This window comes from Nocardioides baculatus (assembly GCF_016735675.1).
Classification (GTDB): domain Bacteria; phylum Actinomycetota; class Actinomycetes; order Propionibacteriales; family Nocardioidaceae; genus Nocardioides; species Nocardioides baculatus.
Genome location: NZ_JAERSG010000005.1, coordinates 149022 through 164004, shown reverse-complemented (window position 1 = coordinate 164004; position 14983 = coordinate 149022). Strand labels below are relative to the sequence as shown.

The 14983-nt window shown below is 71.3% G+C and carries 16 protein-coding genes and 1 tRNA gene; 4 read left to right on the top strand and 13 right to left on the bottom strand.

Annotated features, from left to right (window positions below; genetic code table 11):
- Positions 1–25: 25 nt before the first annotated feature.
- The 7 genes from JI751_RS16345 to JI751_RS16315 form a co-directional block, all read right to left on the bottom strand.
- Positions 26–101, bottom strand: a tRNA-Ala gene (locus JI751_RS16345).
- An 80-nt stretch (positions 102–181) separates the two neighbouring features.
- Complete coding sequence (gene sepX, locus JI751_RS16340; protein WP_201938970.1) at positions 182–1087, bottom strand: divisome protein SepX/GlpR; 906 nt, start codon at positions 1085–1087, stop codon at positions 182–184.
- 81 nt (positions 1088–1168) lie between these two features.
- Positions 1169–1708 (bottom strand): GNAT family N-acetyltransferase, encoded by a 540-nt coding sequence (locus JI751_RS16335; protein ID WP_307814306.1) that lies wholly within the window; start codon positions 1706–1708, stop codon positions 1169–1171.
- 56 nt (positions 1709–1764) lie between these two features.
- Positions 1765–2241 carry a MogA/MoaB family molybdenum cofactor biosynthesis protein gene (locus JI751_RS16330; RefSeq protein ID WP_201938969.1) on the bottom strand — a complete coding sequence of 159 codons (477 nt, stop codon included), beginning with the start codon at positions 2239–2241 and terminating at the stop codon, positions 1765–1767.
- Entirely contained in the window at positions 2238–2705 is a 468-nt protein-coding gene (gene moaC / locus JI751_RS16325; protein ID WP_201938967.1) for a cyclic pyranopterin monophosphate synthase MoaC, read from the bottom strand. Before moaC ends, JI751_RS16330 begins: the two co-directional genes overlap by 4 nt.
- Positions 2705–3946 carry a molybdotransferase-like divisome protein Glp gene (gene glp / locus JI751_RS16320; protein ID WP_201938965.1) on the bottom strand — a complete coding sequence of 414 codons (1242 nt, stop codon included), beginning with the start codon at positions 3944–3946 and terminating at the stop codon, positions 2705–2707. Before glp ends, moaC begins: the two co-directional genes overlap by 1 nt.
- Complete coding sequence (locus JI751_RS16315; RefSeq protein ID WP_201938964.1) at positions 3939–5342, bottom strand: UTP--glucose-1-phosphate uridylyltransferase; 1404 nt, start codon at positions 5340–5342, stop codon at positions 3939–3941. The genes glp and JI751_RS16315 overlap by 8 nt, the downstream gene beginning before the upstream one ends.
- A 22-nt stretch (positions 5343–5364) precedes the next feature.
- Between JI751_RS16315 and JI751_RS16310 the strand changes: the two genes are divergently transcribed.
- A complete protein-coding gene (locus JI751_RS16310) occupies positions 5365–5976 on the top strand; it encodes a 5-formyltetrahydrofolate cyclo-ligase (RefSeq protein WP_307814304.1) in 612 nt (203 codons plus the stop codon).
- Between the two features lie 68 nt (positions 5977–6044).
- Here JI751_RS16310 and JI751_RS16305 read toward each other — a convergent pair whose 3' ends face one another.
- Positions 6045–8699, bottom strand: a complete 2655-nt coding sequence (locus JI751_RS16305) for a penicillin acylase family protein (protein WP_201938963.1) — start codon at positions 8697–8699, stop codon at positions 6045–6047.
- Positions 8700–8810: 111 nt separating this feature from the next.
- On the opposite strand from JI751_RS16305, the gene JI751_RS16300 reads away from it, so the two are divergent.
- The 3 genes from JI751_RS16300 (at position 8811) to JI751_RS16290 (ending at position 10237) form a co-directional block, all read left to right on the top strand.
- Positions 8811–9143, top strand: a complete 333-nt coding sequence (locus tag JI751_RS16300) for an FmdB family zinc ribbon protein (RefSeq protein ID WP_201938962.1) — start codon at positions 8811–8813, stop codon at positions 9141–9143.
- A gap of 62 nt (positions 9144–9205) precedes the next feature.
- On the top strand, positions 9206–9838 hold the full coding sequence (locus JI751_RS16295; RefSeq protein WP_201938961.1) for an SAF domain-containing protein: 633 nt from the start codon (positions 9206–9208) through the stop codon (positions 9836–9838).
- A 48-nt stretch (positions 9839–9886) separates the two neighbouring features.
- The gene (locus JI751_RS16290) at positions 9887–10237 is read left to right on the top strand and encodes an MscL family protein (protein ID WP_201938960.1); all 351 of its coding nucleotides are present in this window, start codon (positions 9887–9889) and stop codon (positions 10235–10237) included.
- A 60-nt stretch (positions 10238–10297) separates the two neighbouring features.
- Here JI751_RS16290 and JI751_RS16285 read toward each other — a convergent pair whose 3' ends face one another.
- From JI751_RS16285 to JI751_RS16265, 5 genes are all read right to left on the bottom strand, one after another.
- Complete coding sequence (locus JI751_RS16285; RefSeq protein WP_201938959.1) at positions 10298–10474, bottom strand: hypothetical protein; 177 nt, start codon at positions 10472–10474, stop codon at positions 10298–10300.
- 2 nt (positions 10475–10476) lie between these two features.
- On the bottom strand, positions 10477–11793 hold the full coding sequence (locus JI751_RS16280) for an LCP family protein (RefSeq protein WP_307814303.1): 1317 nt from the start codon (positions 11791–11793) through the stop codon (positions 10477–10479).
- Between the two features lie 95 nt (positions 11794–11888).
- Positions 11889–12695 (bottom strand): carbohydrate ABC transporter permease, encoded by an 807-nt coding sequence (locus JI751_RS16275; RefSeq protein ID WP_201938958.1) that lies wholly within the window; start codon positions 12693–12695, stop codon positions 11889–11891.
- Entirely contained in the window at positions 12695–13636 is a 942-nt protein-coding gene (locus tag JI751_RS16270; RefSeq protein WP_201938956.1) for a carbohydrate ABC transporter permease, read from the bottom strand. The genes JI751_RS16275 and JI751_RS16270 overlap by 1 nt, the downstream gene beginning before the upstream one ends.
- Positions 13633–14964 carry an ABC transporter substrate-binding protein gene (locus JI751_RS16265; RefSeq protein WP_201938955.1) on the bottom strand — a complete coding sequence of 444 codons (1332 nt, stop codon included), beginning with the start codon at positions 14962–14964 and terminating at the stop codon, positions 13633–13635. Before JI751_RS16265 ends, JI751_RS16270 begins: the two co-directional genes overlap by 4 nt.
- Between the last annotated feature and the right edge of the window lie 19 nt (positions 14965–14983).

Here is a 14983-nt window from a genome sequence, read left to right as displayed (position 1 = left end):
TCGCAGGTGGCGGGCGGTTTCTTTCTGGTGGAGCTGAGGGGATTCGAACCCCTGACCTTCTCATTGCGAACGAGACGCGCTACCAACTGCGCCACAGCCCCAGGCGCCTCACGGCGCGACGCCAAGATACACGAGCGATTCAGGGCCGACCGAATCGGCCCTCCCCCTGATCGGTGCCGCGTCAGGCGCCGCTGGCCCGGCGGTCGTCGGCGTCGCGAGCGGTCTTGGCGGACTGCTCGGCGGAGCGGGCGAGGGCGGAGTCCTCGTCGTTGCGGCCGCTCGACCAGACGCCGGTGGAGTCGAGGTCGATCGTGGAGACCGTACGGCGCTGGGCGGCGGGCTTGCCCACGTAGGTCGGGAGCGTCGTGGGAACCATGTCCCAGCCGCCCGGGACCGGCGCAGCGGGCGGCGTGGCGACCACCGCGGGGGCCTCGACGGGCGCCTCCTCGCTGGGCTCGACCGGCGCGGCGGGGATGCGGGGCTGGGGCGGTGTCACCGGCAGCTCGCCGGTCAGGTCGCGGTCGTCGTCGACGAGCGGCGGGTAGCCGATCTCGATGGCGCCACGGGCGTCGCGCTGGCGGCGCTCGGCGCGCACGGAGACGCGGCACGCGACCAGCCACGCGACAAGGACACCGGCCGGGACGGCGACCCACGGCCAGGTGATGACCGAGGCGACGGCGAGGCCGACCACGACGGCGTTGGCGAGGGCGATGAGCGCGAGCACGTTGCGGCGGCGCTTGGCGGCACGGCGGGCGGAGGCGCGCTCGGTCGCGGGAGCCGTACGACGGGCGCTGACGGACGTCGTCACCTCGCGGCGTACGGCAGTGGTGACCGTGGCCACGGGCTCGACCGGCGCGTGCGCCTTGGTCTCGACGGGCGGCCGGAGGCGGGCGCGGATGGGCGCGACGACCAGGCGGGCGTTGCGGCGGTCGACCGGCTCTCGACGCGCGAGGATGCGCATCGTGTGCGAGAACTTCTCGACCGACCGGCTGCGGACCACCTCGTCGTGGTGCTTGAGGGCCTTGGGGATCAGGTAGACGGCCCACGCCACGGCAAGGGCGACGAAGATGAGAGCGCTCAGGTCCACGCTCGCAGCGTAGGAGCGCCGAGCACGAGCGGGGCGGATGTCAAGTGGTGTGTCGCAGAACTACTGGTGTGACTGGTGTGTTTACAGTCTCGCGGCGATCCCCTCGGGGCACTCCTCGACGGTGACCGCGAAGACCCGGTGGTCGCGCCACGCGCCGTCGATGTGGAGGAAGCGCGGCGCGTAGCCGACCTGCTCGAGGCCGAGCTTCTCCACGACGCGCAGCGAGTTGGTGTTCTCCGGGCGCACGCATATCTCGACGCGGTGCAGCCCCACCGGACCGAAGCAGTGGTCGATCACCATCGCGACGGCACGCGGCGCGACACCGCGCCCGGCGACGTCCATGGACAGCCAGTAGCCGATCGACGCCCACTGGGCCGACCCGCGCGACACGTTGCTGACCGTCACCTGCCCGACGAACCTGCCGTCGACCTCCACGACGAAAGGCAGGCACTGCCCCTGCCGGGCCTGGTGGAGCAGGGAGCGGGTGACCATCTTGTACGACGACGGGCGCGGGCTGGCGCCGGGCGGGACCGTCGCGTCCCACGGACGCAGCCAGTCGTGGTTGCGGGCACGCACCGCCTGCCACTCGTCGGCGTCCGACCGTCGAAGCGACCGGACCACGACGCCGTGCGACTCGAGTCGGGCCGGCCAGCCGGGCGCGGTCCCGCTCAGCGTGCTCAGTGGTCGCTCCCGACGACCTGCTCGACCGCGTGGCGCAGCACCGGCTCGAGGACACCCAGCCCGTCCTTCACGCCACCGCGCGAGCCGGGGAGGTTGATGACCAGGCAGTCGCCGGAGATGCCGGCGATCCCCCGCGAGAGCATCGCGGTCGGGACGCCCTTCGCGACGCCGGCGGCGCGGATCGCCTCGGCGATGCCCGGCACCTCGCGATCGAGGAGCGGCGCGGTCGCCTCGGGCGTCCGGTCGGTCGGCGTGAGGCCGGTGCCGCCGGTGGTGAGCACGACGCGGGCGCGGTCCGCGACGGCCGCCGCGACGGCCTCGCGCACCGGGTCGCCGTCGGGGACGACGGCCGGCTCGTCGCAGTCGAACCCCTGGCCGCGCAGCCAGTCGACGATGAGCGGCCCGGTCTCGTCGGCGTAGACCCCCGACGCGGCGCGGTTGGACGCGACGACCACGGCTGCCCGGAGGCTCATCGCGTCCAGTCCCCCGAGCGTCCGCCGCTCTTGGTCTCGACCCGGATGTCGGTGATCACCGCGGCCTTGTCGACGGCCTTGACCATGTCGACGACGGTGAGCGCAGCGACCGAGACGGCGGTCAGGGCCTCCATCTCGACACCGGTGCGGTCCGTCGTACGGACGGTGGCGGTGATGTCGACGGACTCGTCGGACACGGTGAGGTCGACGGTCACGCCGGAGATCGAGAGCGGGTGGCACAGCGGGATCAGCGCCGGCGTCTGCTTGGCGCCCATGATCCCGGCGATCCGCGCGACGGCGAGCGCGTCGCCCTTGGGCACGCCCTGGCCGCGGAGCAGCTCGATGACGGCGGGGCTGACGAGGACGCGGCCGGTGGCGGACGCCGTACGCGCCGTGACCGGCTTGTCGCCGACGTCGACCATGCGGGCGGCACCGGTCTCGTCGACGTGGGTGAGGCGGTCCATCAGAACTCCTCGTCCAGCTTGCGGACCCCGACCATCTCGCCCGCGGCGATGGAGGTCACGTCGGCCGGCACCTCGATGAGGCAGTTCGACGTGGCGAGGTCACCGAGGAGGTGGGAGCCGTGGCCGCCCACCGGCGAGACGAAGCTGCCGCCGCGGTCGGTGTCGAACAGCCCGCGCACCAGCTGCACCTTGCCCGCGGGCGAGGACAGGCCGTGCGTGAGCCGTGCCCGGCCGAGTGGGCGGGAGTAGGGCAGCTTGCCCATCATCCGGCGGATGGCGGGCAGCACGAACATCTCGAAGGAGACGTAGGACGACACCGGGTTTCCGGGCAGCGTGAAGACCGGGGTGTCGTCCTCGCCGATCGTGCCGAAGCCCTGGGGCTTGCCGGGCTGCATGCCGACGCCGCCGAACCACATCGTGCCGTGCTGGGACAGCGACTCCTTGACGACGTCGAAGTCGCCCTCGCTCACGCCACCGCTCGTGACGACGATGTCGGCACGCACGAGCTGGTCGCTCAGCGCCTCGGTGAAGGCGTGCGACTCGTCAGGGACGATCCCGACGCGGTAGGCGATGGCACCGGCGGCGCGGGCGGCCGCGGCCAGCAGGTAGGAGTTGCCGTCGTAGATCGAGTCGTGGCCCAGCGGCGTACCGGGGTCACGGAGCTCGGATCCGGTGGAGATCACCACGACCCGCGGTCGCGGACGGGTGCGTACGGTCGCGCGGCCCACCGCGGCCAGCATGCCGAGGTGGCGCGGCCCCAGGACGGTGCCCTCCTCCAGGAGCATGTCGCCCTCGGCGATGTCGTCGCCGGTCGGCCGGATGTGCTGGCCGACCGTCGCCGGCCGGTCGATGCGCACCTGCGCGACGCCGCGGTCGGTCCACTCGTAGGGGACGACCGTGGTCGCACCTGCCGGGACCGGCGCACCGGTCATGATCTTGACCGCGGTGCCCGGGGACATCGCGAGGATCGAGGACTGGCCGGCCCCGATCTCGCCGACGACCGGAAGCACGACGGGGGCGTCCTGGGTGGCGCCGGCGACGTCGTCGGCGACCACGGCGTACCCGTCCATCGCGGAGTTGTCGAAGCTCGGCAGCGAGATCGGCGCGACGACGTCCTCGGCCAGGGCGAGGCCGAGCGCCTCCATCAGCGGCTGCGGGAACGCCGGGAGCGGCGAGATCGTGGCGAGGATGCGCTCGACGTAGTCCTCCACCGGGAGGAGGCCGGGGTGCGGGTCAGGCATGCTGCTCCTGCTCGTCGAGGACGGTGCCGCCCTCGACCCGCTGCGCCGAGGAGGAGGCGAGCGACACGTCGCCGACGACCTTCACGTCACGACCGAAGGTCCAGTCACCCTCGACGCGGAACGCGTCGGCCTCGCGCAGCGAGGGTGCACCCTCGGGGAACCGCTTGTCGAAGTCGCCCACGAGCTTGTAGAAGTCGCCGTCGAGCGAGACGTAGGGCACCTCGTCACCGGTCCGGTCGAGCACGAAGTCCTTGCCGAGGTCGTAGACGTCGGAGCGGAGCACGAGCAGGTCGTCGGTGGTCTTCACCGGCACGAACCGCTCACGGCCGACCTCGATCGTGAGGGCGCCCTCGAAGACCTCGATCGCCGCACCCATCGCGGTCTCCACCTGGATCACCTCGGGGGTCGACCTGTCGGCCGGGTCGAGGTGCTTGACGTTCTTGATGAGAGGCAGGCCGAGGATGCCGCCGCGCGCGTCGAGGGTGTCGACCATCGCGTCGATGTCGAACCAGAGGTTGTTGGTCGAGCAGTACTTGTGGCGGTCGAGGTCGGCGAGCGCGTCCCGGTCGGCGTCGAGGGTCTGCGCGGTCTCGCGCAGCACGATGCGGCCGTCGCTCTTGCGGCGGGCGAAGTGGCCGCCCTTGCGGTCGGAGGGCGTACGGCGCACGGCCTCGATCGCGAACGGCGCACCGCTCTGGGCGAACCAGCCCGCGACACGCGCGTCGGGGACGGCGCCGAGGTTGTCGGAGTTGGAGACGAAAACGTAGCGGTAGCCGGCGTCCTTGAGCCGCGCGAGCAGCCCGGTGCCGCGCAGCGCGGTGTAGATGTCGCCGTGGCCGGGCGGGCACCACTCGAGGTCGGGCGCCTTGGGGTAGGCCGCCGGCATCAGGTTGGCGGCGAGGAGCTTGGGCTCCTTGTTCTGGAGGAACTCCAGCGGCAGGCCGTCGACGGGCAGGCCCTCGTAGCGCTCGAGCGCGGCCATGGTGTCGGCCGAGGTGCGGAAGGAGTTCATGAACAGCAGCGGCAGGGTGGCGTCGTACTGCGTGCGGAGGTGCAGCACCTGACGGGCGATGATGTCGAGGAAGCTCAGCCCGCGACGTACGCACAGCAGCGACTTCGCGCGCTCCATGCCCATCGACGTGCCGAGGCCGCCGTTGAGCTTCACGACAGCGGTCTTGCCGATCGCCTCGGCCGCGACGTCGTCGGGGACGTCGACGTCGGCCAGCGCCTCCATGTCGAGCGGCTCGATCGTGTCCTCGGCGATCATGCCGGTCTCGCCGTGCTCCAGTAGCCGGTAGTAGTGCGCGAACGTGTCGATCGCGACCGCGTCGACCCCGGCCCCGCGCATCTTCTCCCGTGCCAGGTCGAGGCCACGGGCGTTGCCCTTGCTTGCCATGCTTCGATCGTAGGCTGCTCAGGTGGACTCACCACAGTCGGCCGACAGCAGGTTCGCCAAGAGCGCACTCCGCGACCAGGTGATGGCCGGGCGCAAGCGGCGCCCCCTGGATGCCGCGGCCCGCTTCTCCTCGGCGGTCGCGGAGGTCGCGCTGGCCTGGGCGCCCGTGCGCGACGCCGCCACCGTGGCGGTCTACGTGTCCGTCGGCAGCGAGCCCGGCACCGGCCTCCTCATCGACGCGCTCGCCGCCGCCGGCAAGCGCGTGCTGCTGCCGGTCGTGGTCGCGGGCCTCGACCTCGACTGGGCGGTCTACGCCGGCCGGTCAGGGCTGGCGCCGGCTGTGCGGGGGTTGCTCGAGCCGACCGGACCGCGCCTGGGCAGGGACGCGATCGCGCAGGCCGACGTCGTGCTCGTGCCGGGGACCGCCGTCTCCTCGACCGGTGCCCGGCTCGGCCAGGGCGGCGGCTGCTACGACCGCGCCCTGCCCCGGATCACCTCCGGCACCCCGGTCGCCGTGGTGCTGTACGACGACGAGGTCGGCCTCGACGTGCCCAGCGATCCCCACGACGTACGGGTCGGCTTCGCGCTCACGTCGTCGGGGGTCGTGGCCCTGAAGTCCCCGGATATCCGGTGACTTGCCCGCTTACAGGTAGAGATCTCTACCTGTCAGCGGCTAGGTCCCCGGATATCCGGGGACTTGCATCACGGGGCCGGCGTCAGCACCAGCCGGTCGTCGGTCGCCTCCTCGACGGCGCCGCGCGAGAAGGCCCAGGGCAGGGTCTCGCCGGCGACGTAGAGCTCGGTCTGGTCGGAGTAGTGCGAGGACGCGGGGTGGCCGGAGACGCCGGTGAGGTTGATCCAGCGGGAGTCGTCGAAGTCGGCGAGCGACACGACCATCCGCATCGACGGCGCGGCCGTGACGTCGTACCCGTCGACGGCGTTCCACGACGTGGCGTCGACGATCGAGGAGCCGCCGCCGACCTCCCAGCCGTCGCGGTTGAACAGCCGCTCGACGAGCCCGACACCGGACTCGCCGAGGGTCGCGTTGTGGAGGTTCATCCGGTGGAGGTGGCCCCACGTCCAGCGGCGCGGGTCGCGCGCCTGGGCGCGGGTCAGCTCGTCGCGCGCCTGGAGCAGGGCCTGTCGCAGGATGTCGTCGCGGGTCTCGACCACGTCATCGGTCGTCACGTCGTCCCACCACGGACCGGCGGGGTCGGACAGCATCCGCCCGACCACGAGGAACCACCGGTCGCCGCCGTCGGGCCACGACCGCTCGCGCAGGTCGTCGTGGAAGGTGAGCTCGAGCAGGTTGCGCCACACCACGTTGAAGTACGCCGCCGGCGCGCTGTCGGCCGGTGAGGAGAAGTCCCAGTCGCGCAGCAGGTCCTGGGCGTTGCGGTAGTAGCGGTTGGGCAGGTCCTCGATGTCGAGCAGGTAGGGCACCAGCGTCTCGGCCATCGGGTTGGTCGAGTCGAGCTGGAGGCGCGCCATCTCCTGCACCGACAGCTCGCCCTCCTCGACCAGCGCCTCCCGGATGCGGGTCGAGCGGTAGCCGTAGTCCCAGTCCTTCGTCAGCAGGTAGGGGTAGTCCTCGCCGATGACCGCCTGGTTGGCGGTGGCGATGAAGCCCTCGTCCGGGTCGAGCACGCTGGGCAGGCCGTCGAAGGGGACGTAGTCACCCGACCAGTCGTTGGCGCTGATCCAGCCCTCGACGGGCATCGTGCCGTCGTTGCCCGAGCGCCGGATCGGGATCCGCCCCGGCGACTGGTAGCCGATGTGGCCCTCGCGGTCGGCGTAGACGAGGTTCTGCGCCGGCACCGCGAACTCGGAGGCGGCCTCGCGGAACTCGTCCCAGTCGGAGGCACGGTTGAGCCCGAGGATCGCGTCGGCCGTGGGCGCCGGGTCGAGCGCCGTCCACGCCAGCGCGACGGCGTACCCGCTGCCGCGCTCGCCGGGCTCGTCGGTCGGCGCGTTGGCACCCACCGTCGCGAACTCCGACGACACGTCGCTGATCAGTGGACCGTGGACGGTCTCGCGCACGCGCAGCTCCACGTCGTCCTCGCCCGCGACCTTGATCGTCTCGGTGCGGACCTGCATCGCGACGGTGTCGCCGTCGCGGACGTAGCGGTCGTCGCCCTCGGTCTGCTCGAGGAAGAGGTCGGTGACGTCGGGGCCGAGGTTGGTGAAGCCCCAGGCGATGTCGGCGTTGTGGCCGATGATCACGCCCGGCACGCCGGAGAAGGTGAAGCCGGAGGAGTCGAGCGTGCACTCGGGGGCGATCTCGCGGCAGTGCAGGCCCATCTGCATCCAGATGCCGGGCTGGCTGATGCCGAGGTGCGGGTCGTTGGCCAGCAGCGGCATCCCGGTCGCGCTGTGCTCGCCGTCGACCACCCACGAGTTGCTGCCGATGCCGCGACCGGAGCCGAGCATGTCGGGCATCGCGGCCACCGTGTCCTGCACCCGCTCGAGCGCATCGACGACACCGGGCGGGTACGCCGGCCGGCGGGGGTTGCGGGTGCCGTTGCCGGTCGCGTTCTGCTCGAAGACGCCGTCGACCACGCCGCCGCCGGAGACGATCGGCGGGTGCTCGTCGTAGGGGTACTCGGGCCAGAGCGAGGCGATCTGGTCGGGCGTGTGGTCGACCGACAGCTGCACCCGGTCGACCTCCGCGTCCATGTTGCCGCGCAGGTCCCACGCCATCGCCTTGAGCCAGGCGAGAGAGTCGACGGGCTCCCACTCCTCGGGCGTGTAGTCGAGCCCGGTGAGGCCGAGCACGGCGTACTCCGTCGCCAGCTCCGACCCCGAGCGCTCGTCGAGGTAGGCGTTGACCCCCTCGGCGTACGCCGTCAGCGCGTCACGGGTGGCGGGCTGGAGGAGCGCCCACTCCTGCTCGGCGACGCCGCGCCAGTCCATCGTGCGGATGAACTTGTCGGTCTCGAGGGTGTCGGGGCCGAAGATCTCCGACAGCCGGCCGGCCGTCACGTGGCGCCGGAAGTCCATCTCGAAGAACCGCTCCTGCGCGTGCACGTAGCCCTGCGCGCGCATCAGGTCGGCGTCGTTGTCGGCGTAGAGCTGGGGGATGTCGTGGTCGTCGCGCAGCACCTCGACCGACGCCGTCAGCCCGGGCAGCGTCGCCTCACCGTCGGTCTGCGGCAGCGGACGACGTACGACGCCCACCACGGCAACTGCAAGGACGAGCAGCACCAGCACGAGGCCCACCGCGGTCCACGCGCTCCACCGCACTGCGCGCGGCAGCGCCCGGAAGGCCTGCCACCGGCTGCGCCGCGGGGCGTCGGCGGGATCGGCGGCGGGGTCGGCGCCTGCGCTGGAAGAGGTGCTGGGTGACTGGTCGCTCATCGCGCGACCCATTGTGCCGTACCATTGGCAGTCGAAAGGCCCGAGTGCCAGCGCGTCCCGCCGGCCCGGCCGATCCGTCGTCAGCACCACCCTTGTCCGGAGGATCCCGCGATGCCCACCTACCAGTACGCCTGCACCGAGTGCGGCCACGCCTTCGAGCAGTTCCAGAGCTTCAGCGACGACGCACTGACCGTCTGCCCGGTCTGCGACGGCAAGCTCCGCAAGCTCTTCAACGCGGTCGGCGTGGTCTTCAAGGGCTCGGGCTTCTACCGCAACGACAGCCGCTCCACGACGTCCTCCTCGGAGCCGGCCTCGACCTCGAGCTCATCTGGGTCCGCGGCGAAGTCCTCGGACTCCTCGTCGTCGTCGAGCTCCACGTCCTCCACCACGACGACGTCCACGTCGACCTCGTCGAGCTCGTCGAGCTCGAGCTCCTCCGACTGACGTCCACCGCGGCCTGTGGAGAGGCCGAGCGGCACATGGTCGTCCCGGCCTAGCGTCGGAGGATGTTCCCGGGCCTCCCGCCGGCGCGCCGCCGGATCCGCGCCGTACGCCACCAGCTCCGGCGTCGTCGTCGGCTGATCGCGGCGCTGCTGGCCGCCGGAGCGGTCCTCGCCGGCCTGCGCGCGGTCGCGCCACCGCCGCCCGACACCGTCGCGGTCCTGGTCGCGGCCCGCGACCTCCCGTCCGGGACCGTGCTCGACGACCGCGACCTGGTCGCGCGTGACGTCCCGGCCGGGCTCGCGCCCGCCGACGCGGCGGGCGCCGCCGCCGGTCGGGTGCTGGCGGCTCCGGTGGGCCGGGGCGAGGTGCTCACCGACGTACGCCTCGTCGGGCCCGAGCTCGCCGATGCGGTGCCCGGCGAGACCGTGCTGCCGGTCCGGCTACCCGATGCGGGCATGGCGGCACTGCTCCGTGCGGGCGACGAGGTCGACCTCGTCGCGACCGACCCGGGCACCGGCGACACGACCGTCGTGGCTCGCGGTGTCACGGTCCTGGCGACCCCGACCGGCGTGCCCGACGGTCCGACGGGCGTCGCCGGCGGAGCGCTCGTGGTCGTCAGCGCCTCGGCGACCGAGGCGATCGCCATCGCCGGCGCGGCGCTGGGAGAGTTCCTGACGGTGTCGTGGACGCGCTAGCGTGCTGTGCACCAACGGCCTCTCGGGGCCAGTCACGAGGGAGACATCATGAGTGGTTTCAAGAACTTCATCCTCAGGGGCAACCTGATCGAGATCGCCACCGGTCTGATCATGGCCCTCGCGTTCGCATCGGTCGTGACCACGTTCACCGAATGGCTCACCGGACTGATCCCGGGGACCGACGACTTCTTCTCCGGCGGAGTGGGCAGCTTCGGCGCCTTCCTCAACGCCCTGGTCGCATTCCTCGTGATCGGCGCCGTCGTCTACTTCTTCATCGTCATGCCCTACACCAAGGCCAAGGACCGCTTCTTCCCTGCCGAGGAAGCCGGCACCCCCGCCGACGTCGCCCTCCTCGAGGAGATCCGCGACCTGCTCAGGACGCGCGGCGGCGCGGTCTGACCCGACGTAGCGACTGACGAACGGCTCGCCCTCCGGGGCGGGCCGTTCGCGCGTTGCGGCTCAACCGTGGTGCGGCGGCACCTGCTCGCGGTACCAGTCGTCGCCCTTGCCGGCGCGGTCCTCGCGGGCGTCGGTGTCGTCGCTGGTCTGCTCCGGTACGCCGTCACCGAACGCCGCGGCGAGGCGTCGGCGACGCTTCCACTCGGGCTCGTCCGGTTCCGGGGTGTCGTGCGGCATGGCTACGCGCAGACTCCGGGGACCGGGTCCTCCTCCGGCGCCGTCGTCTCCGACGGGGTCGTGGGCGTGGGGGTCTCGGAGGCCGTCTCGGAGGGCGTCTCGCTCGGGGTCTCGCTCGGGGTCTCCGACGGCGTTCCCGTCTCGCTCTCGCCGGCGGTCGGGGTCTCGGACGATCCGGGAGGTCCTTCCGCGCTCACCGAGGTGCCACCGATCAGCTTGGCCGGGAGCTCCTTGTCCTGCGCGAGGAGCTTCCAGATCTCGGTGGCCTGCTCGGTCCAGAAGAGCTTGCCGCTGAAGTTGGGGTCGTCCACCGGGAAGTAGTCGGTCGGCAGGGTCACGAACTTGACCTTGTCGAGGCCGATGTTCTGCAGCTGCAGGGCGACCCGGGCGATCTTGGTGACGTCGGCGAACTCCTCGTCGGTCTGGAGCGCGTTGGTCGCCGCGTTGAGGAACTTCACGACGCGGTCGGGCCGCGTCAGGGTGCCGGCCGACTTCACCTGGCGGACGAGGGCTCCGATGAACTCCTGCTGGCGGCGGATGCGGGAGATGTCGTTCTGCTGGAGCTGGTCGCCGATGTAGCGGGCGCGGACGTAGTCGAGCGCCTGGTCGCCGGTCAGGTTGGACGGGTCGCCGGCCGGCACGAAGATGCCGTGCTTGCGGTCGACGATGTCCTCCGGAACGCAGACATTGACCCCGTCGACGGCGTCGACCATCTTGCCGAAGCTGCCGAAGTCGACGACCACGAAGTGCTCGACGTGGATGCCCGTGGTCTGCTCGAGCTGCGACAGGGTGCAGATCGGACCGCCGCTGTCGAAGGCGGCGTTCCACAGCACGTCCGTGTCACCGCTGGTGCAGCCGGCCTCGGGACGGTCCACGACCGAGTCGCGCGGGATCGAGACGGCGTACGCCCGGGACCGGTCGGCGGAGATGTGCACGAGGATGGTGGTGTCGGATCCACCGCCACCCTCCTGGTCGATGTCGCAGCCCTCGCAGTCGCGGGAGTCCGAGCCCATCACGAGGATGTCGAGCGGCTCGCCGTTGCCCTTGTAGACCTCCTCCACGCGGTCGGCGTCGTCGAGGGAGTCGCTGATGGAGATGCCCTCGATGTTGCCGTTGAGGTGGCGCACGAAGTAGACGACGCTCAGCCCGGTGATGAGGGCGAGCACGACGGCGCTGATCATGATGACGCGGCCGACGGTGTGCTTGCGGGTGACCTTGCCCTTGCGCTTCGGCCCGTCCGTGGGGGCGCTCGCGGGGGTGTCCGCCGGAGGGTCCGAGGGCGCGTCCGACGGCGCCTGCGGGCGCGACTCATCCGACACGGGGCTCACCTTCGACAGGGGCGGACAGGGCTGACGGCCCTGAACTTACTTCACGAGTGCAAGATTTCACCCTCCGCGAGACGCGTTTCCGCTGGTCAGCGGATTCCCGATCGCGCGAAGCCGGCGACGAAGTAGCGCTGGAGCACGACGAAGACCACGAGCAGCGGGACGCAGGACACGAGCGCCATCGCCATCAGGCCGCCGTAGTCGGCGTCGAACTGTCCTTGCAGGTAGCTCATCGCGACGGGCAGCGTGTAGAGGTCGGGATCACGCAGGGTGATGAGCGGCCAGAGGAAGTCGTTCCACTGCGTCATGAAGGCGAGCAACGACATGACGGCCACGAGCGGCTTCGCCAGCGGGAGCACGACCCGCAGGAACGCGGTCCAGTGGTTGCAGCCGTCGATCCGGGCCGCCTCGACCAGCTCGACCGGGATGGACAGGAAGAACTGGCGCGCGAGGAAGACGCCCAGGGCGGTGGAGGCCGAGGGGAGGATGACCGCCCAGAAGAAGCCGATCAGGCCCATCCGGGCGACCAGCTCGAACTGCGGCATCATGATCGCCTGCGTCGGGACCATCAGCGTGCTCAGCACGACGATGAAGACCAGCCCGCGACCGCGGAACCGGAGCTTGGCCAGTGCGTAGCCGGCCGCGAGGTTGACCGCCACCGCCAGCAGGGTCGTGAGCGTCGCGATGACCAGTGCGTTGCCGAACCAGCGCCAGACCGGGAACGTCTCGGCCAGACCGGTGAAGTTGGCCGTGGTCCACCGGTCCGGCCAGAGCCCGGCGCCGCCGTCGAAGATCAGCTCGCGCGGCGTGAACGCGACGACCAGCATCGCCACCAGCGGGAAGACGAAGACGGCGCACACCAGCACGCACACCACGAACCTCATCGGACGTGACATCAGGACTCCTCCACCTTCCGGTTGAGCCACACCTGCACCAGCGTCACCGCGAGCGTCAGGACGAACAGGACCAGGCCGACCGTCGCGCCGTAGCCGAAGTTGCGGGCCGCGCCGAACCCCTCGTCGTACGCATAGGTGACGAGCATCGTCGTGTCGTAGCCCGGCCCCCCGTTGGTCATCACGTAGACCACGTCGAAGACCTGGAAGGACCAGATCAGGTTGATGACGACCAGGAAGAACGTCGTCGGGCGCAGCCACGGGACGACGATGTGGCGCACCCGGGCCAGCGGTCCGGCACCGTCGACCTCGGCCGCCTCCATCACCTCGCCGTCGACGTCCTGCAGGGCGGCGAGGTAGACGAGCATCCCGAAGCCGACGCGGGTCCACAGCGTCATCAGCACCACCGTCACCATCGCCAGCCGGCCGTCGGTCTGCCACGACACCGGCCCGATCCCGGCATCGCGGAGCAGGCCGTTGACGATGCCGACCGTCTCGTCGAAGAGCAGCAGGCCCACCAGCGACGTCACCAGCGTGCTGACCGCGATCGGGAGGTAGACGATCGTGCGGAAGACCCCTCGACCCGGTAGTGCGCGGTCCATCAGCAACGCGAGCGCGAGGCCCAGGCCGACGCTCAGCGGGACCGTCGCCACCGTGAAGATCCCGGTGTTGAGCAGCGCGCGCCAGAACACGTCGTCGCCGACGAGGCGGGTCAGGTTGTCGAGACCGGTCCACCTCCCGGGCCCGAAGGACCGCTTCGCCTGGAACGACATCACCAGCGCCCACACCAGCGGCACGAGCAGGAAGACGACGATCAGCAGGAGGTTGGGCGCCACCATGGCGTACGCCGTCAGCGACCCGCCGCGGCTCGGCGCGGGTGCGCGGCCGCGAACCTCGCTCGACACGTCCCGGTCGGCCGGACGCTCGACGGTCGGGGCGCTCATCGGGCACCGTCCTCGACGTTGAGGGCGGCCGACTCGGACACCTGTTCGTCCAGCGCGGCGAGGGTGTCCTCGACGGAACGACCGCCGAGGAAGCACTGCTCGAGCTCGTTGGCCAGGGCGAGGTTGACCTCGGCGAAGGTCGCCGTGGTGACGTCGGCGACGTCGCGGTCCTCGATCGTGGTCACCTGGTCGGCGAAGACCGGCATGAGGTCCGCGGCCACGGCGAAGTCGAGCTGCTGGTCCAGCAGGGACGTGCGCGTCGGCAGCAGCACCGCCGCCTCGCAGAAGGCCTGCATCTGGTCGGCCTCCCCCATGAATGCGAGGAACTCGGCGGCGAGGTCGGGGTTCGTCGCCGTCCGGCTGGCGACGAGCGCGTTGCCGCCGAGCTCGCTCGCGCGTCTCCGGTCACGCGGCAGGTACGTGACGGCGTACTCGAAGCGGTCCTTGATCGTCTCTGCGAACGCCGGCAGCAGGAAGTTGCCGGCGTAGAGCATGGCGAGGGTGCCGGAGGTGAAGAGCGCGTCCGGGTAGGTCGCGGCCTTCGTGGACGTCGAGCCGGGCACCCAGCCGCGCTCGAAGAACGACGCGGTGAACTCCAGCGCGCGCCGGCCCTCCGGGCTGTCGAGGTCGGCACGCGTGAGGTCGTCGGAGTAGACGTGGCCGCCGGCCTGGAAGAGGAAGTTGAGCCAGCGGAAGGCGCCGAGCGCCTGCCAGTTGACGCCGAAGGCGGACGACCCGTCGGGGGCGGCGTCGGTGAGCCTGTCCGCGACGTCCGCGAGCTCGTCCCAGCTCCACGCGTCCTCCGGACGGTCCGGCACCGCGGTGATCCCGGCGTCGCGCAGCACGTCGGGCCGGTAGACGAGTGCGCTCGTGTCGACGTGCTGCGGCATGCCGTAGACCCGGTCGTCGTGGCTGACCGCGCCGAGGAACGCCTCCGAGAGGTCACCCGACAGGTCGTCGAGCGCGTCGCCGACGTCGAGCAGCTGGTCGGCACTGGCGTAGACCCCCATGGTCGGGTAGTCCACGCGGAACACGTCCGGGGCGGTGCCCGACGCGAGTCCGGTGTCGATGCCGACCGAGGCCTCGGAGAACGGCACCGAGACGAGGTCGACGGTCACCCCGCGCCTGGTCTGCTCGAAGCGGCGCGCGAGCTCGTCGTAGATCTTCGCCTCCACGTCGGTGCCGTAGACCTGGACGCTCAGCAGGTCGCGTCGCCCGGCGGTGGTCGCCGACACGCGCTGCGTGAGGCCGGCGCAGCCGCTCAGCGCGGGCGCCGCGGCGACGAGGCCGCCACCGGCCAGGAGCGAGCGGCGGTTGAGGAATGGCATGCAGGAGTCCCGATCTGTC